13 protein-coding genes are annotated in these 18,891 nt (G+C 44.4%); 4 read left to right on the plus strand and 9 right to left on the minus strand.

Going from position 1 to position 18,891, the window contains the following annotated elements; translation table 11 throughout:
- The first annotated feature begins 1,427 nt into the window (after positions 1-1,427).
- Both KYK27_RS01770 and KYK27_RS01775 read left to right on the plus strand, forming a co-directional pair.
- On the plus strand, positions 1,428-2,405 hold the full coding sequence (locus KYK27_RS01770) for a c-type cytochrome (protein ID WP_199108348.1): 978 nt from the start codon (positions 1,428-1,430) through the stop codon (positions 2,403-2,405).
- 128 nt (positions 2,406-2,533) lie between these two features.
- Positions 2,534-2,935, plus strand: a complete 402-nt coding sequence (locus KYK27_RS01775; protein ID WP_199108349.1) for a hypothetical protein — start codon at positions 2,534-2,536, stop codon at positions 2,933-2,935.
- Here KYK27_RS01775 and KYK27_RS01780 read toward each other — a convergent pair.
- From KYK27_RS01780 to KYK27_RS01810, 7 genes are all read right to left on the minus strand, one after another.
- Positions 2,930-3,475 (minus strand): GNAT family N-acetyltransferase, encoded by a 546-nt coding sequence (locus KYK27_RS01780; protein ID WP_199108350.1) that lies wholly within the window; start codon positions 3,473-3,475, stop codon positions 2,930-2,932. The genes KYK27_RS01775 and KYK27_RS01780 overlap by 6 nt on opposite strands.
- A gap of 50 nt (positions 3,476-3,525) precedes the next feature.
- Positions 3,526-4,083 (minus strand): sugar O-acetyltransferase, encoded by a 558-nt coding sequence (locus KYK27_RS01785; protein ID WP_199108351.1) that lies wholly within the window; start codon positions 4,081-4,083, stop codon positions 3,526-3,528.
- A gap of 29 nt (positions 4,084-4,112) precedes the next feature.
- Complete coding sequence (locus KYK27_RS01790) at positions 4,113-6,155, minus strand: ATP-dependent nuclease (protein ID WP_199108352.1); 2,043 nt, start codon at positions 6,153-6,155, stop codon at positions 4,113-4,115.
- Positions 6,156-6,264: 109 nt separating this feature from the next.
- Positions 6,265-7,377: a lipid-A-disaccharide synthase gene (lpxB, locus tag KYK27_RS01795; RefSeq protein WP_199108353.1), complete on the minus strand. Its 1,113-nt coding sequence runs from the start codon at positions 7,375-7,377 to the stop codon at positions 6,265-6,267.
- 63 nt (positions 7,378-7,440) lie between these two features.
- On the minus strand, positions 7,441-7,857 hold the full coding sequence (locus KYK27_RS01800; protein ID WP_199108354.1) for a 6-pyruvoyl trahydropterin synthase family protein: 417 nt from the start codon (positions 7,855-7,857) through the stop codon (positions 7,441-7,443).
- Positions 7,858-8,865: a FecCD family ABC transporter permease gene (locus KYK27_RS01805; RefSeq protein WP_199108355.1), complete on the minus strand. Its 1,008-nt coding sequence runs from the start codon at positions 8,863-8,865 to the stop codon at positions 7,858-7,860. It abuts the gene before it with no gap.
- On the minus strand, positions 8,862-9,818 hold the full coding sequence (locus KYK27_RS01810; protein WP_233150204.1) for an ABC transporter substrate-binding protein: 957 nt from the start codon (positions 9,816-9,818) through the stop codon (positions 8,862-8,864). The genes KYK27_RS01805 and KYK27_RS01810 overlap by 4 nt, the downstream gene beginning before the upstream one ends.
- Positions 9,819-9,840: 22 nt before the next feature.
- Between KYK27_RS01810 and rfaD the strand changes: the two genes are divergently transcribed.
- Together rfaD and KYK27_RS01820 are read left to right on the plus strand one after the other, a co-directional pair.
- Positions 9,841-10,806 (plus strand): ADP-glyceromanno-heptose 6-epimerase, encoded by a 966-nt coding sequence (rfaD, locus tag KYK27_RS01815; RefSeq protein ID WP_199108356.1) that lies wholly within the window; start codon positions 9,841-9,843, stop codon positions 10,804-10,806.
- 421 nt (positions 10,807-11,227) lie between these two features.
- Entirely contained in the window at positions 11,228-11,686 is a 459-nt protein-coding gene (locus KYK27_RS01820) for a YciI family protein (RefSeq protein WP_199108357.1), read from the plus strand.
- Here KYK27_RS01820 and KYK27_RS01825 read toward each other — a convergent pair.
- Both KYK27_RS01825 and KYK27_RS01830 read right to left on the minus strand, forming a co-directional pair.
- A complete protein-coding gene (locus tag KYK27_RS01825) occupies positions 11,683-15,168 on the minus strand; it encodes a hypothetical protein (RefSeq protein ID WP_199108358.1) in 3,486 nt (1,161 codons plus the stop codon). The two genes, KYK27_RS01820 and KYK27_RS01825, sit on opposite strands and share 4 nt — an antisense overlap.
- The gene (locus KYK27_RS01830; RefSeq protein WP_233150205.1) at positions 15,158-18,868 is read right to left on the minus strand and encodes a sensor histidine kinase; all 3,711 of its coding nucleotides are present in this window, start codon (positions 18,866-18,868) and stop codon (positions 15,158-15,160) included. Before KYK27_RS01830 ends, KYK27_RS01825 begins: the two co-directional genes overlap by 11 nt.
- Between the last annotated feature and the right edge of the window lie 23 nt (positions 18,869-18,891).

Below are 18,891 nucleotides of genomic sequence, written 5' to 3' on the forward strand. Positions count from 1 at the left end.
TCCTTTATTCTGAATCTGTAATGCTACCTTTTTATAACCTATTTTTGTCACCTGCTTTTAAAGACAAGCTTCCTTTCCTGCTCATACAGTTTATCTAAAGGATTGCAGATTGCTCTGAATATTAAAGTCACTTCCAACTATAGTTGCTTTTATCTTATCTGTAGAGAACTCTATTTTGTTTTTCAGTCTTGAACGTAGAGAAATCTAAGTTCTATAGTTGGCTCAACTACCATCCGAACCAAGCTATCCTTTCAAATCTCCTCCAATCCTGGGAGCTCTACATATCTACAGTTTCAATCCAGCTTTGGTGCCCTCACGGCCGGGAGGCCTCGTCTTCGGGCATCGCGCGGTGTACATTTCTTTTGTTCGTTCCTCACAATGCCTTGCGGCACCAGAAATCTACAAGGCGCTCAACCCAAAGACTGAGATTATGTTCGATAGCTATGGATGTTAAAGTTTGAAACGATAAGCTCCGAGATTTATCGTGGTGGTAGTTCCGTAGGGACAGGCAAACCTGTCCTATCTTGAGCTGTAACTATAGCTAATTCAGATTTCTCCCGCTAGTCGAAATGACAGTTGAGAGGGCATTAGCAGGAAAGTCCCCTTTGAAGGGGGCAGAGGGATGACAAACGGAAATTTTAGAACTATAGCTCAAACTATAGCAATAGCAGAATTGTCCCCTTGAGGGGACTACAGGGGGGTTAAGAAAGAAACTATAGAACTACAGTCATAACTATAACAATAGCCTAAATTCCCCTCTCGGGAGGGGTAGAGGTGGGTTGAAATCGCAAACTATAAAACTAGAACGGAAAGTATAGTAGTGAAAAGCTCCCCGCCTTAGACAAGGAGGGGGTTGGGGTGGTTGGATAAACGTTACCTATGAAACTATAGCCAAAGCCTTTGCCATGCCTGTCCCTACCGGGCCAGTTGAGTTACAAACTCAACACCATAGTAAACCACAAGTTGAAAACTTGCGGCAGATGACCAGTGCTACCTATAAAACTTTACCTCCAACCATAGCAAAACCCAATCCTGAAAATCCTTTAATCCTGTAAATCCTGGTTCAGATAATTCTTGTCCCTATCGGGCCAGTTGAGTTACAAACTCAACCCCATAATAAGACACGGATTGCAAACCCGCGCCAGCAAAAACAACATATACACTATTCTGGGCAAGGTCATTCCTCTCTCCGCCTCTGCCGCAAGTTTTTAGCTTGTAGTATTTATGGTGTCATGCCCTTCAAAATGAGATAGGTCAAAATAAATCCAACCCCTGCGGTTTTTTTATTTATGTCTACCAGTTCTGTAACCGGATTCACTAAAAAGTATAGCGTTCAAGATACACCCTAGTTGTATAAGTAATATTTTTTAGAAAAATTACACAATTAAAGGTTAAAATGTATATCACATGCTATCAATCCCATCCCTATGAAAAAAGTATTTAAAGTGATTGGCTACGTGCTAATGGGCATCTTAGCCGTTGCAGCCGCCGGCATTATTTACATCCAATACGCCTTCCCTAATGTAGATGCGGCACCTGCTATAACTATCAAAAAGACACCCGCACTGGTAGCACGTGGAGAATACCTGGCTAATCATGTTGCTGTCTGTATCGATTGCCACTCTACCCGCGACTGGTCCCAGTTTGCCGGGCCGCTGGTGCCTGGCACTCACGGTAAAGGTGGAGACAGGTTTGACCAGACAATGGGTTTTCCGGGTGTATTTTATGCGAAGAATATAACATCTGATAAGGAAACAGGGATAGGCAGCTGGACAGATGGTGACATTTACCGCGCTATTATTTCCGGGGTAACCAAAGATGGCGATCCTATTTTCCCGATGATGCCTTATGGTGCCTATAGCCAGATGAGTGAGCAGGACGTGCATGCGATCATTGCTTACATCCGAACACTGAAACCAATAAAAAATGTTGTACCAAAGTCAGAGCCGGATTTTCCGTTTAACCTGATTCTGCGCACAATGCCAATTAAAGCGACTGCTAAAGCCACACCTGTACTGGAAGACCAGGTATCAAAAGGAAAATACCTGCTCACCGTAGCTGCCTGCACCGACTGCCACAGCCCTGATAAAGAAAAGTACCTGGCTGGCGGCGCTGAGTTTAATTTGCCATTCGGAACAATACGTTCAGCAAACATCTCCCCTGATAAAGAGACCGGCATAGGAAACTGGACAGAAGATGCTTTTGTAAACCGCTTTAAACAAAACCTGGATCCTGCTATAGCAGATAAAAAAGTAGGTCCTGATGAGTTTAACTCCATCATGCCATGGAGAATGTATGCCGGTATGAAAGAAGAAGACCTGCGCGCTATTTACCAGTACCTGCGCACAGTAGAGCCACAGAAAAATAAAGTAGTTAAATACTCTCCGGCTCCTTCAAAATCTTGATTTACAGCTTTAAACCTTTTTACTAAAGAGCCTTTTGTAGCTGCAAAAGGCTCTTTTTTATAAATTGCAGCCATATAATAAGCTGGATTAATTATTTGTAACAAGCCGCAACGATGGTTCTCAGACCTATGAAACTACTTACAACTATAAGTCTTTTATTAGGATTAGGGTTTAGCATAACAGCCCAAGCACAGACAGCTGATCTGAATTCTTTTGTAAAGCGATTTGATTACTTCCTGAAAACCAATACGGCCAAACTGAGCTGGTCTGCCAAAGACTCTGCCAACACCATGCCTGTGCCCATGCCTAACGCAATGGATGCCAGCAAAACCCGCATACCCGACCCTACCACCGGCCTGTGGCACTACCCAAATCTGCAGAAAGTGTATGACCCTAAAACCGGCTTTTACATAGACTATGAAGGGCACAGATACTATAGTTACAAAGCTGATACAGTAGCCGGGAAGATCTTTAAAGGGAAGGACCCTGTACAGATAAAGCGAACCGAGAAAGTACAAAACGAACTATAGCGCTTCTTTTATCTGCTCGTATCTTTCGCGGGTAAGTTGCCAACGGTTTACTTCCTGCTCAAAGTTTATAGTTCCGGGTATGGTGGTGTGCCGCTTCACAAACTCGAAACCTGTTTTTGCCAGTGTTTTATTTGGTGCAGGATTATGTGCGTACGGTTCGCAGTAAAGCGTTTTGAGTTGCAGGTTTTCGAAATAGTAAGGGAGTGATTGCTTAACCAGTTCTGTACCGGCTCCTTTCTGCCTGAGCGCCGGTTGCCACAAGTGCAGGTGCATGTAAGCCGACTCACCAAACGCAATTTTGTTCACGTTGCTGTGCCCTACCGGGGTATCATCTTCCAGCCAGATAAGGGCATAGCTCATTCGTTCACTTATTGGCAAACTCAGCTGGTGCGTCAGCATTGTGGTCAGATCTTCTCGGGAAGGTACTTTGGCCAAATCTACACCCATGCCAACCAAGAAAACAGGTTCTGAGTTTAGCCAATAGTCGGCAATCAGGGGAATGTCTTCTGTTTGAAGTTCACGTACGCTTCTGTGAGGCATGGTTTTATAGTGGTAGTTCCCGATATAGTTAAGGTAACTATAATTCCGGGTTAATCCAGCTCGCGGATAACTTTGCAGGGGTTACCAGCTGCAAATACGCCAGCCGGAATATCTTTGGTCACGACGCTTCCCGCGCCTACCACACTTCTATCACCTATAGTTACGCCGGGACAAATAACTACGCTGCCACCAACCCACACATCTTCACCAATCGTTATGGGCTTGCCGCTCTCCAACCCTGAAGCGCGCTCTTTATAATTGAGCGGGTGCGTAGCGGTATAGATCTGCACATTAGGTCCGAAAAGCGTTCGGCTGCCAATTGTTACCGGCATCACATCCAGCACCACGCAGTTAAAGTTGAAGAACACCTTCTCGCCGACTATAATATTATAACCATAGTCGCAATAAAAAGGTGGTTGCAGCCACAGACCTTCGCCACCATTGGGTATCAGCTCTTTTATAATGCGGCTTCGTTCTATGGGATAATCTTCTCGGGAGTCGTTTAGTTCTTTTAGCAGCAGCCTTGCCTGCAGCCGCTCTTCTGAAAGTTGTGGGTCTAAAGCATTGTAAAACTCCCCAGCCAGCATTTTCTGTTTTTCGGATTGCATGGGGTTTTGTACGGAGGATTGTGTTTATTTTACACAGAAGCTATACTAGTTTGAGCTTGGACCTCATGTAATTTTAAAAGAATCGTATCAACAATTTTAGATACTTCATATTTTTTTGACCCTAATCCTATTTCTACTAATTCCTTTTTAGCTCTTTTAGTTTGTATCTCTAACTCATTACTAACTTCTCTTATAAATTCATTAAAGACAACTTTACCATCACATAGATTTATCCATTCTGTATTCCAGTTACTTTTAATTTCCTCTATACTATTATAATTTTCTTTAATTATTTCTACGGTGACCTTTAGATTATCTAACTTAAAAACTGTATCTATATGATTATCATAATCAAACTTGGAGTCTATTAACAGACTTTTATTGCTTATAGCCAACTTAATTGATGCTAAACTGTTTTGATTTAAATTTTGGATCCTTTTTCTCAAAACTTTTTCTTGATGGTTATCTGCAATGCCTTTTATTCTTTGTTCAAGTATTTTCTCTAATGGTACTTTGATACCAGAATATCCAATTTTATGTTTGCTATATAGTTCATAGAACATCTTAGCTTCCAAGAAATAGTTTTCTATTTCATGGCGATCCATAACAATAAAATGTTCATCAAAAAATACTTCATCCTTTGAACGTATATTGTCAATATCTGCTTCTGTTCTAGTGTCTCTATCTATTAAAAAACAAAATTGTACGTCTCTAATCTCTCTGTTAATTTTTAAGTATCTTTTATAGGTTTCAATTACCTCACTACACCCCCCTAAAGATTTTACTTTAATGTTATGAGGAGATAAGATACTTTCTAGAATTTCATTTTCTGTTTTACCTTCTACAAACAGTACTTTATTAATAATCTTACTAAGCCCGATCTCTCTTAAAACTTTCTCATAATTATCATAGTCAACTAAACTCAAAGTATCGTTTATTACATAGTTTTTTCCTAATGTAAAATTATTATAAACTAAATTCTTTGAGTGGGTTAATAAAAAGACTTGGGATAGATTATGATTTTTGTAGAATGATTTTATTTGTTTAGCAAAATTTGGTTTAATAGCGAAATCATTCTTTTGTGCTGTACCGATAATATAATCAGCAAAGCTTTCATTGTTGCAAATATCATTTAATGATATTACAAATTTTGAAAGCATATTTTCATGTAGATTATTTTCAGGTTCATCAATAATCAACATCCCAATATTCTTTACATAACAAATGAAGTGGTATATATAGAATAGGGTTTTTTCACCAGAACTCAAATTACGAAGATCATAAGAATTACCCTTTGACCCTTCATTTCTCTTTACTTGTAGGGTAAATTGATTCTTCTTGATTAGACCTGTAAAATTCGAGATAGTCAAATAATTTAGTATGTCACGAATTAGTATTTTAGAAACAATATGAGGTAAGTCAGCCCGTGGACTTCCTGGTATAACTCTTTCTCTAATATAATCTCTAATTATTCTTTCATATGTAGAATAAAATATCTTTTCTGGATGAGAGATATATTCAAGTGCTAAATCATTACTATCTGACTGTTTTAACTGTATATTTTCATTAGAAAAATCACTCTCTAAAATATTACGATTAGAATCTATATAAACAATTAAGTTTGTTGGGCTTTTGATATTCCAAAACTTCTTTATTAACTCAACTTCCTCTGGTATTCCATCTAATCTAACACTTACATTCTCTTTTTTTCTTTCAATACATTTTATTGTAAATGAAGCTGTCTTTAAAGTAGTGTCATATATTTCGAATTCTAATTTTATGTATGAGTTTGAATTAATAAAAAAGTTTTGCAAATCTTTAGAATAGTCTATTTTGGTGCTAACAAAACTATTTACTTGTTCAGCAAAGAAGATTTTTTGAGCAAGAATAATAGATTTGAATACAGTAGTCTTTCCTGAACCATTTATTCCACTTACAGTATTTATTTTAGCTGATTCTGAGAAATCGAATTCCCTTTCCCCTACAAATGATTTTATATTTTTGAGATTAAGAGTTTTTAACTTCATTAAGGTCATATTGTCTTTTATATTAAAGCGCTTAAAGATAAGCATACACTTTAGCAGTTATATAAACTAAAGATAATATATAGAAAATATTATACAAGCCACAAACTATAGCTTGCGGAAAGAGAAGTTTAAAACTATAATTGAAGTATAACCCCTACCCCTTCAAATACTCCACCATCAATTCAGCGGCGCGTTCGGCAGTGCGGTACTCTCCTATCTTCTCACGAACAAGGGCGTAACCGTCTTTTTGCTTTTTAATGAAGTGCTTGTCGAAGAGGATGCTTTTTAGCTCGGCTGTTACCTGCTTGGGGGTAAAATCGTCCTGGATTAGCTCAGTAACTACCTGCTTACCAGCTATCAGGTTTACCAGCGAAATGTAAGGCACTTTTATCACCATTTTGCCAATGGTGTAAGAAAGTTTGCTGGTTTTATAGCATACCACCTGCGGCACATTAAACAGGGCTGTCTCCAGGGTAGCTGTGCCGGATGTAACCAACGCCGCTACCGAGTGCGAGAGCAGGTCATAGGTCTGGTCGTAAACAATTTTAATGTTCTTGTCTTTGTTGTACTGCTCGTAGTAGTCCTTGCCAAACGTAGACACGCCGGCCACTACAAACTGAAAATCACGGAACGATGGCAGTACGCTCAGCATCACTTCCAGCATGTTCTCAATCTCCTGGGCGCGGCTGCCTGGAAGTATAGCTACTATAGGCTTGGCGTTATACAACTTGTTCTTTGTCCTGAAATCCGGGTTAGGCACATGATCCGTTACCGAATCAGAAACAGGGTTGCCGATATAATCCACCTCGTAATCGAAGCGCTTGTAGAAATCCTTCTCAAACGGCATGATCACGAACATACGGTCTACTACTTTTTTAATTTTGTGCGCGCGGCCCTGGTTCCAGGCCCAGATCTTCGGAGAGATGTAATAGAAAACTTTCAGCCCCTTGTTTTTGGCAAACTTAGCGATCCGCATATTGAAACCGGCATAATCTACCAGTATCACCACATCGGGTTTATAGTTGGCAATGTCGGCTTTCGCTTCTCCCAGGTAACCAAATATCTTGCGCAGGTTCTTTATCACTTCGGCAAAGCCCATAAAGGCCATGTCCTGGTAATGACGCACCAGGTCCATACCGGCTTCCTGCATCATATTGCCGCCCCAGCCGCGTATTTCTGCTTCCGGGTCTTTCTTCCGAAGCTCCTTTATAAGATTGGAACCATGCAAATCACCTGATCGCTCGCCAGCTATAATGTAATATTTCATGTAATGCAGAAACGTAATGGGCTACCTGAACAGGTATAAGCGCACTAAAAAATTAAAAGGAAATTATTCTCCGAAGTACTCCACGTAGTTGCGTGGGGTTTCGTAAAGTTTAAGGCTGTGCAGTTTCGCGTTGGATATTTTTTCGATCTGCGGGGCAAGTATGTTCCAGAACTCGATGATCAGGTTCTCGGTGCTGGCCAGCTTGCCTTCCATAAATGCTACATCCATGTTCAGGTTCTTGTGGTCTACCTTCTCAATGATGTGCGTACGGATAAGGGTGCTAAGTTTTTTAAGGTCGATCACAAAACCGGTATCGGGTTCCGGTTTGCCTTTTACGGTAACAATAAGCTCATAATTATGCCCATGCCAGTTGGCATTTGCACACGGCCCGAATACCTCCTTATTCTTCGCCATCGACCAATTCGGGTTGTGCAGCTTGTGGGCTGCATTAAAATGCTCTAATCTGCTAACGTAAATCATCTAACTGCTAAACTTGTAATTTTTTCTGGACAGCAAATATACGAAGAAAGGAACACCAAAGAACGAAGTAATGATTCCAATTGGCAGCCCGGTTGGCGGATAAATTATCCGGGACAAAAGATCGCAGAGCAGCATGAACAAACCACCCACGAAAGCACAGAAAAGCAGGTTGCTCCTGCCCGTTGTGCCCAACAGCCCGCGCGTTACATGTGGAACAATTAAACCCACAAAGCCAATAGGCCCCGAAGTAGCCACCGCAAAACCTGTAACTATAGATACGGTAGCCAATATAGCCCACCGCGTATACGACACCTGCACGCCCAGCGCCTGCGCCCTTTCGGAGCCCAGCATGAGTATATTCAGCTGTTTCTGCATAAATGCAAACAATATAAGCGCAACTATAAGCGCAATAGCCGGGTAAGGCAGCAAGGTCCAGCTGGCCCGCTCAAAACTCCCCATACTCCAGAAAATAACTGACTTCAGTTTACCTTCGGAATCAGATAGAAAAGTAAGCAAGCCAACTATAGCCGTACAAAGCGAACTGATAGCAATACCGGCGAGCAGTAATTGCGCAGGAATGAGCTGACGTTTGCGGTAACCAAGTATAACCACCACCAGCGTAACTATAAAAGCGCCCGCCATAGCCAGCACCGGCGGCATATAAAACCCGCTTATAGATATGTTTATGAATCCGAAGAAAACCAGCACTGCTCCCAATGATGCCCCCGAGGCCGTTCCCAGCAAGTATGGATCTGCCAGTCCGTTGTTCACCATGGCCTGCATTAAATAGCCACAAAATGCCAGCGCCGCACCTACCACCAACGCCAGCAGCAAACGCGGCAAGCGCAGGTGAACTATAGCGTAATGGGTTGTATTATCGGGGTTATAGTTCAGGAATGCCTCGGCTATAGTTGCAAGATCAGACTCAAAAGAACCGACCTGTAACCCCAGAACTATAACTATTGCTATCAGCAACAGGGCAAGTATAAAGTACAGGATGCGCATCATGGGTACAGAAATCCTTCCAGTTCTTTAATCGATTCCACAATTCTCGGCCCCGGGCGCTCTATCAGGTTCCCGGTTGGCGCGTAAATTCTGCCATCCTTATAAGCTTTGATCTTGCGCAGCTCCGGGTATTGACTGAAGAAAGTTTGCTCCAGTTTTTCTTTCGTGCCACCCATCAGCACATCCGGGTTCAGTTTTAAAATATACTCTCGGGTAAGCGCCGGGTAAGGCTGGTCGAAAGTTTCCTTTACCGCATTCTCGGCTCCTAAAATGCGGAGCTTGTCAGTTAGCAACGTGTTTTTCCCATATACATAGATCGGGTCAGTCCAGGTTATCGTCAGCACCTGGAGCGGGTTGGGGCGGTTTCTATAGTTGGCTTCCAGTTGCTGTACTTCTTTTCTCAGCGAATCTGCCAGGTGGTTGGCTACCTGTTCTCGGCCCATAATACGGCCAATGTCTTCTATACCTTTTAAAACATCTTCTACGGTTCGGTATTTCTGGTAATACACCGGAATGCCCAGTTCCTGTAGCCGGGCGGCATCCTCCAGTGGCGTCATGCCTTCGCTGGTAAAGATCAGGTCAGGTTTCAGGGCGAGCACCTGCTCCAGGTCTACGGGGTAATTGCTGACGACAGGTTTGGTGTAAACGGCAGCCGGGTAATCGCAATCAGGTGTCCGGGCAATGATGTTGGCGGTATCAACTATAGCAAACAGCATTTCGGCCATGGCGGATGTAAATCCGAAAACCCGCTCGGGCTGCTTTGGTAGATGCAGTTTTCGGCCCAGATCATCGGTTATCGTGATGCCCTGCTCCTGCCCTACCTGCTCCTGTTTTTGCTGGCAGCCAACTATAGTTAGCGCTGCAACTATAAAACACAGAAAGTGTAAAGTATAAACTATAGTTTTGTTCTTCATCGGGGCAGGACCTGCTCTTGATATTTTCGTAAATTTACGCAAAATCTAACATAGCCCTAATTCTATGATCGTAGTAACCGGTGCTGCCGGGTTTATTGCCAGTTGCCTGGTAAGCCGATTGAATGCAGCGAACTTTAATGATATCGTGGTGGTGGATAATTTCTCTGTCGCTAAAAAAGAAGATAACCTGAAAGGCAAAAAGATAAAGGAGTTTGTAGACCGCGATACCTTTATTGAGTGGCTGGACAAGCACTACGAAGAAGTAGAATTTATCTTCCACCTGGGCGCCCGCACCGATACCACTGAGTTTAACAAAGATGTATTCGACCTGCTAAACCTGAACTACTCCAAAGCGATCTGGAATGCCTGCTGCGAGTACCAGATTCCGTTGGTTTATGCATCTTCGGCAGCTACGTATGGTTCCGGCACGCTGGGTTATGACGATGACGAAGCCACTATTCCGTTACTGAAACCGCTAAACCCCTACGGCGATTCCAAAAACGATTTCGATATCTGGGCGCTACAACAAACGGCAAAACCATTCTTCTGGGCCGGCCTGAAGTTCTTTAACGTGTATGGCCCGAATGAGTACCACAAAGGCAAAATGGCGTCGGTTATTTTCCATGCCTACAACCAGATAAAGGCCCACGGCAGCATGAAACTATTCCGCTCTCACCACCCCGATTTTAAAGACGGCGAGCAGATGCGCGACTTTGTGTATGTAAAGGATGTGGTGGAAGTTTGCATGTTCCTGATGCATCACCGCAAAAACTCCGGCATTTATAACTTAGGCTCCGGTCAGGCCCGCACCTTTATGGCACTGGCGTTAAATACGTTTGAAGCGATGGGCGTAACTCCAAATATCGATTTCATGGATACTCCGGAAAACTTGCGCGACAACTACCAGTATTTCACCGAAGCCAACATGAGCAAGCTCCGTTCTATTGGGTATGATAAGCCTTTCCATAGTTTAGAAGAAGGTGTGAAAGATTATGTGCAGGGTTATTTGATGGAGGGGAAGTATTATTAATCTGAATCAGGGTTTGCAGGATTAAAGGATTTTCAGGATTGGGCCTTTGCTATAGTTGCAGTTTCACTTAGTGCTGGCGCGAGCCTCCAGACTCGTGACTTATTATGGTGTTGAGTTTTCAACTCAACTGGCCCGGCAGGGACAGGCAAAAGTAGTGGCGGTGGTTGTAGTTCTATTGGTACTGTGGTCCAACCACCCCCAGCCCCTCCTTAACTAAGGCGGGGAGTTCTAGGCTGCTGCTATAGTTTGCGGTATAGTTCTATAGTTTTGGTTTTAACCTACCCCTCCCAAGAGGGGAATTGCAGCCATAGTTGTAGTTTGGCTATAGCTCTATAGCAAAGGCCTAATCCTACTAATCTGAAAATCCTGATTCAGACAATTACTTTAAATCAGTAACTTAAAGCGACTCTAAACTATAATTATGAAATATCTTTTCTCTTTAGCCCTACTTTGCTGCCTTGGTTTTGCTGCAAATGCACAAACCACCAATCCCATCTATAACAAAGCCTTGGCTGACTCCCTTGGTGCCGATGATTATGGGATGAAGCAGTACGTGCTGGTCATCCTTAAAACCGGCTCCAACACCACTACCGATAAGCAAAAGCTGAACGAATTATTTAAAGGACACATGGATAATATCGGCAGGCTGGCAAAAGAGGGTAAGTTGGTAGTGGCAGGCCCACTTGGCAAAAACGATAAAGCTTACCGTGGTATTTTCATACTCAATGCCAAAACCGTAGAAGAAGCTCAGAAACTGGTGGAAACCGACCCAGCCGTTAAAGCCAGGTTATTTGATGTAGAACTATATCCATGGTACGGCTCTGCTGCTTTGCCAACGTACCTGGAAAACCATAGTAAAATAGAAAAGCAGCGTCATTAGAATAACACCGACACCTGCGTACGCCCGGTATGCACCGCATTTACCCCATTAGCTTTGCGGCCATCATAGTTCAGGGAAATGTTGAGGCCGTTGCTTAGGCGCTGCTGCACATTCAGGCTCCAGGTAATGTTGTTGCCTGGGCGGAGGGCATTCAGGATTTCGTAGCCAACAAAAGAATTCTCTACTCCGGTAAAGCCAATCTTCACATATTTCAGATTAGCGGTGGCAGCACGTTTGTTTACCTGGCTTAGCTTCGTTTCAATTCCCAGTTCATGGAAATCTGCTTGTTGGTCGTTTCCTTCCAGGTTTAATTCGTCTTCACGGTGCGAGAACTGGTAGGTGCCGGTAAAGCGGAGGCGGGTATTGGGTTGGTAAGCAAGCTCCGGCGACAGTTCCGTTGAGCGTATCCGGAAGTTTTTGGACTCCAGGAAATTAGATTGGTTTTCCCGTACATTCCTGCCTACAGTTAATTTAGAGCTCAGCACTTCATTCAGGTTTAACCGGCCAATAATACTGTGGCTTCCTACATTCCGGGTTTCGGAGCCGTTAGAAAGTAAGGATTTTTGCTGGTTCTGCTGAAACGTATATTCCAGACCATACTGCGGGTTGCTGCGGTTAAAGTACACCGAGTTGCGCAGCGTTCTCGCCATCGAGATCAGGAATTCATCTTCTATATCCTGACTAAATGGGTTAAAACGGTTCTGAAGGTTATCGTCGGTTGTTTTCTTATCAATACTTATAAAGGTAAGAACAGTAAATCGCGATGCAAAGCCCCTGGCTCCGGACTCAGCTCGCCAGCTGCGCGGTGCGTTGGTGTTCAGGCGATAGGTAAACTGGTTGGTGTAGGCGTTGATATACTCATCTGTCGGCAGGAATATCTTGATGTAGCGCTGCTGGTCTACGGTTTGAGCTTCCAGGTAATCATTCAGGTCGTTAGGGTTGCCGCCTTCGCGCAGGTAATGTGTGCCTTGCCCTGGCAGCGTTTCGCGGAAAATAAATATGCGCTTCAGTTCGCGCCCTGTGCCTACGGCATACGTTAATTCCGACCTGAAACTGCCATCTAGAAAGCTCGCATTCCAGTCTGCACGGTTCTGTATCGTTTCTTCCAGCTTTCCATCCGATAATTTTAGCTTACGGTACGTTGCCTGCAACGCCAGATCGCTTTCTGCACCTATGGGAGTACTAAGTGCTGCATTATAGGTTTGCCCCACCTCCGGAGTTCCAAATTCGCCAAGGTTTGTTGGACGCTGGTCGGTGCGGTGGCTATAGTCTACCCTGAAACGGGTGCGGGCTGTGTCACCACTCTCGATGTAAAACAGGTGCTCATCAAAATACTGGGCGGAGCCTATTAAAGAGTCCGTACCTATAGTTGTGATCTTATTTTTATCGAAGCGATAGACATATCCAGGCGAAAAACCTTTGAATTTATACTTTGCACCTACATCGCCACGGTACCAATCAGACTGAGAAGTACTCTGTTCGCTGTTCAGTAAAAAGAAATTATTCCGCAGCTCAAGCCTCCCAATCTCCTTTACCAGGTCCAGGTAGTGCTGCACACCGTCCAGCTGGTTCTCACGGTAACGCCTGCTGATGCGGTAACTATACAAGTTTTTCGGGTCTTTAACAGCGCCAACCGAGAAATTAAAGATGTGATCTTCGGCTTTTACGTCAGGTGTCTGCAAGCTCCAGTCGCGGTCAAATTCTATCGGGCGGTAACGGTCGATGGGTTCAAAGTTCTCATCCGTATACTCATAGTTCAGGGTGCTGTTCAGCTTATAGTTGCCAAGCAGAGTCAGCTCTTTATCCTGTACCTGGTAGCCCACGCGCATGGCTTTCCCGTTATCGTCGGCAGCATCTACCGTAGAGAAGCGGTTGAGATCATTTTGTGAGGCAGCTCCTTCCATGAAAACCTTCATGCCTTTTTGCAGTTCATAGCCGGCTCCTAGCGTTATCAGCTGTTTTTTACGGGGTGTTGGCACAATGCGCACCGGTAGATAGTTTCCCTGGTGCACACCATTTACAGGAGCCAGCCAGCGGTACACACGTCCGTTTACAGTCGTATTAGCAATTACATAATCTCCCTGCCCCTGCCCTACTTCCGAGAAACGCACATTATAGTAGGCAGAGTCCGGGTTTGTGGAGTACACATAAATCTCATTCAGCAAGCCATTAACTATCGTATCTTTCCGGGCATACAGCACCTGGTTCGGGTCAAAAGCCACACTGTCCACTCCCGGAATTACCGCCTGGTTCAGGTCATCGCCAATACTTGCCAGCAACTCCTTATCTTCATCGCGCAGGTCCAGGTTAAGCAGATTGTTGGGGTTGTCCTGTTCGCTATAGTAGTTGCCGTAAACGCTTAACTTGTTAAGTTGCTGGTAATGGCTGGCGTGGTAAATGCTGCGGCTATAGTTCTGGTCTGAGTACTCAAAATCAACTTTGATCCGTGAGTTTTTGGTAATGACATGCTTGGTTGTGAACGTGATCTCAGCCTGGTTATAGTCTATCACATAATCGTAATCATAGCCACGTAACAACAACCTGCCATCCAGAAACACCCGCTCTGAGTTAGCCAGCACTATAATAAAACGCTCGTTATTTGGCCCGCGCAACCGGTAAGGCCCCAGCACTCCTTCTAGCGGCTGAATTTCCTGCGACGCAAATTTCCCCTTTGAGGCCGATGCTGCTATAGTTGTGATTCCCTGCTTTTCCGGCGACTGCCCTATAGTTGTTTCGAAGGCTGCGCCCTGTACATTTTTATAGAACTGCAGAAAGTAAGATGGCCTGTTTCGTAACACCACATCGCCTGCTGTCAGCTGCCATAGTTTATGTTTGAGGGTGATGTATACTTTATCAAATTCCTGCAACTGCTGCGTATTGCCCTCCGGCTGAAACGGAATGTTCTGGTCAGTAATGGCAGCGGTAATACTTATCTCATCCGTTAACTTTCCGTCTAACTGTAAGTTAAGAGCCGAGTTTACGAACACGTTCTGGGTATTGCCAAACGAGATGCCCCGGCTTATGCTTCCGGTCTTGTTCAGGCCGGGTGTTTTAAAAATTTCTTCGCGTGTGCTGATGTCTTCCTGGTAAAAGCCTTTGTTAAAAGAACTCATGTCCAGTTGTGATACATCTCTCCGGAAAGCAGGTTTGGTAAGGTTAAGTGGCAACACGCGGTAACAGATCAGTACCGAATCAGGTATGGCCTGCATGGTGCCAAGCGTATCTACAGCTACAGAATCGGGGGCCGGAAAGCGGGTAAATGTAAACTCGTTGCGGCTATAGTTGTAATCGAAACTATACTGCTCTTTTTTAGGCCCGAAGAACTCCACAGTGGATGGCAGCAACGTCATGGAGTCGAGTACCATGGGCTCCGGAGTTACCCGCAGCCATTGGCAGCGTTTGTTGCTCAGGGGTTTCTGGGCCAGCAATGGAAGGCACAACAGGAACAGCAATATGCTTACAAAAAGCCTCTTAGGACACATGCTGTGCTAGCGGCAACGTGATCTTAAATGTAGTGCCTTTGCCATTTTCAGTCTCAAACCAGATCTTGCCGCCCGCATTTTCTATACCGCGCTTCGCCACCGCCAGGCCTATGCCCGAACCTGTATACTTGGTGCTGAAATTAGGTACAAACACTTTCTGACGTATGTCTTCCGGTATGCCGGTGCCGTTGTCTTTAATATCAATATGCACCTGCTCCGGTGTATAGTTCAGTTCTACTTTTATAGTTGGCTTACGCGTGGCAGGCACTGCCTGTATCGCGTTCAGCAGCAGGTTATTAAACGTACGTACCAGCAAGCTTTCGTCGGCCATTACCATCACTTCTTCGGCAGGTATAGTGGCTGTAATTTTGGCTGAGGCAGGGTCGTTGTGCAGGTCAGCCGCTTTACGTAGCGCCGCCGCTACATCTACCAACTCAGCTTTTGGCTCCGGCATGGAAGTAAAACTGGAGAACGAGGTAGCGATGTCGCTCAGGATATTGATCTGCGTGATCAGCGTGTGCGATATCTTATCGATGAGCTGTTCTGTGTTCGGCTTTTTCTCCGCAATGGCTTTCTGCAGGTATTGCAGCGACAACTTCATCGGGGTAAGCGGGTTCTTGATCTCGTGGGCAACCTGTCGGGCCATTTCGCGCCAGGCAGCTTCTTTTTCCTGTATAGCCAGATCCTGTTTGTTCTGCTCGAGCGTTAACAACATGCGATTATACTCATTTACCAGCATACCTATTTCATCGGCACCTTCATAAGCCAGCATTTCGTTTTTACCGGTCAGGGAGGTTCGTTTCAGTTTATCGGCCAGCAAGCGTAACGGCACTGTTAAAGCCCTCGAAGCAAAGAAAGACAGCAGCATAAACACGATAAACATAACCGTAAAAATGTTCATCGTGGTCGTAATGAGCTCAATCAGCTTCAGATCAAGCTCTTTTTCAGAATCAAAGAAAGGGATACCAACAAACCCGGACAAGGTGAATGGATCATTGTTAACCCGGAGCGGCAGATACACCGCATTAAAGGTAAGATTACCGGCCTTCTCCTCTAAAAATACACGAAGTGCCTGTCGCTCTGAGATCGCTGCAAAGGCCTCCGGATTGAGCAGCTTCGACAACAAGCCGGCTTCAAAGATCAACGGCTGGCTTGTCGTTATCAGGCGGCCGTTGCGGTCGTACAGGTTTATATCGGTTTCAGAGATAGCCGCAATATCAGAGATCCGCTTCTGCAATTCGCTCCTGTTTTCCAGCACGCCTGTGCCAATAAGCGCATTCAGGTTTCCCTGTATAGCTTTACCGCGTTGCTCGTAAGTGGTCTTCAGGTCCTTTTTGTATGATGCCGTAACCAAACTGGCAATGGCAATACTAACCAGCAGCAAAGGCAACAGAATACCAAAATTAAGGAACACCTGTATCTTGGTACTGAAATTAGGCCTGAACTCCCGGATATAGTTGCGATTGTATAACAGGATGAGAAGCCCAAGCAGGATAAAGCCTGCCATAAAAATAAGGAACAGGAAAGAGAAGTTGGAAAGTACCTCGGTGGCACTATATTTCTCGTTGGTTACAACCAGTACCTTATCCTTACCGGCCACTACACCAAAATGGTGGTAATCTCCCTGGTTATGGCCGTCTCTGTAAAATTCTGAATGACCAATGTGGTCGGGATTAAGGTTGGTGGCATAGTCGTATTCACCCTCGCTGTAGCTTAGTTTCCTGTTTTCGTAAATAGCGTAGCTTAGCAAATCCATCCGGAAAGGCTGGTTATGCTGCTGGCCTGAAAGCAGCTCCGGCACCAAACTATGAGGCAGTAACTTCTGCAGACTCAACTGCAAAACTATAGTTCCTTTCTGCCCATAAGCCAACGGCACTTCTATGAGTTTGAGATATAAGCGCGAATTATACCTGGCCGGGTTCTGCACTAAAAACAGGTTCTTCCGTTCGGTACGGTTCTCGGGAGTATCGTATTTGCGTAGCAGCTCCTGCAACGTAGCGGCCGTAGTATCGGCACTTTCCAGGGAGTTGCCCTTGCTATCGAACAGAAGCACATTCGTTTCATACTTATCAAAATAATCGCGAAGGTACTGCTTGGAAATCTTGCGTTTTATGAAGGATGCATCTACATACGGGCCCAGCATTTTCAGCCGTATCAGTCCATCTTTCGCTATCTTATCCGCTACCTCATCCAGGAAAAACTCCCCCACCACATCATTTCCCTGTATAATACTGGATGCAAACGACTGCTTGTATAGTTTAACCTCGTTCTGGTAATGCCTGAAAAGCGCAAATGCTCCGGTCATGGCGCTCATCATTATCACCAGCAAAATGAACAGGTAAGAACGGTAAGCGGCACTGACTACATTTTTATGCTGCGCCGATAAAATGATGATGACCCAAAACAACGTACCGATCAAAACAACTCCCCAGAACTGTAGTTTGGCCAGCACCGTGATCAGCAGCAACACCAAACTGATCAGGAACAATAAACGGTAAGGCCAGGCTTTCTTTTCTTTGTAGAGTAAAACAACGGTTGCAGTGGTAAGCATGTAAGCAAAACCGCATAGCGCCATGGTATGCAGCAGCATAATGCTGTAAAGTATTATTTTGTATTTCGAAAACTCCAGCGACTGGTTGATATCCAGTATGAGCGGCGAATTGTGGTAGATGCCATAGTAGAACAGGAACAGCACTATAAGCAACAGGTAAAAGCCCAGGATGCAACTTATAATGATAGGCCGTCTATAGTTCAGCTCAATCGTTTTGAGTTGTGTCAGTACGTTATTCTTATAAAACAGGTACAAGCCTGCTGCAGCAACTATAAGCAGCAGCAAAATATTAAGTGCCAGATCGCCAATGGACGGAGACCAGCGGGAGGCGGCATAAAGTCTGGGGTCGAATAACTCTGTATCAGCAATAGCAAAGGGCAGGTTAAACACCAGTAGCACAATACGCAACAGTATTAGCATGACTAACAGCGTAATTACGCCTTTGCCATGTTTTCCGTGCTGTACCTGTTGCCGGCAATAAACTATAGCAGCAGTTACATAAAGTATAATCCCAAGGAGTAACAGGGTTAACTGTGTTGTTTGCCTGCTTTGGTCTACTTCATTTTCGTTAAGATCTACAGAGAACAGGTAATCGCCCTGAGGTGATCTTACCTGCGGCAAGCGAATTCTAGGGTCAGGAACAATACCGGCTACAGGCTGGTCGAATATTTCTTCCGAAAGTGACTTGTTCAGGTATTCGTTCTTAATGCGGTAATCTGTTTCCAGGGGAATATAGACGAATATTTTATAGCCTTTTGCCTGATGCGGTACAACTATAAAAGATCCATATTCGCTGCTTGCAAAGGCTACCTTTTTTGCTTCGGGTGCAACATCCAAGTCCGTAATAGCCACATCCGCCGACCAGAATACGATGTGGTTATTTTTGTAGACCAGTGTCGGGTAATCTGTTTTATCGAGCAGGGAAGAAAAGGAAACGGTTTCCGGGCTTAGTTGCCGGCCTATAGTTACGGCCTGTGTTTTGGCTTTGGCAATACAATAAAGTGTGCGCTGCTGTATAGTTGCAAGCTTTTTCTGATTCCCTGAAAAGATGGAAGGTGCCGGAATTACATAGAAATGAATAGCCGCCGTAGCTACGAAACATAGCAACGACAGTAGAAGAAGTATAAAGGGTGTTACCTTCCGATTCAAGATCTAACAGTTTATCCCACGAA

The organism is Pontibacter populi (genome assembly GCF_019336435.1).
Lineage (GTDB): Bacteria > Bacteroidota > Bacteroidia > Cytophagales > Hymenobacteraceae > Pontibacter > Pontibacter humidus.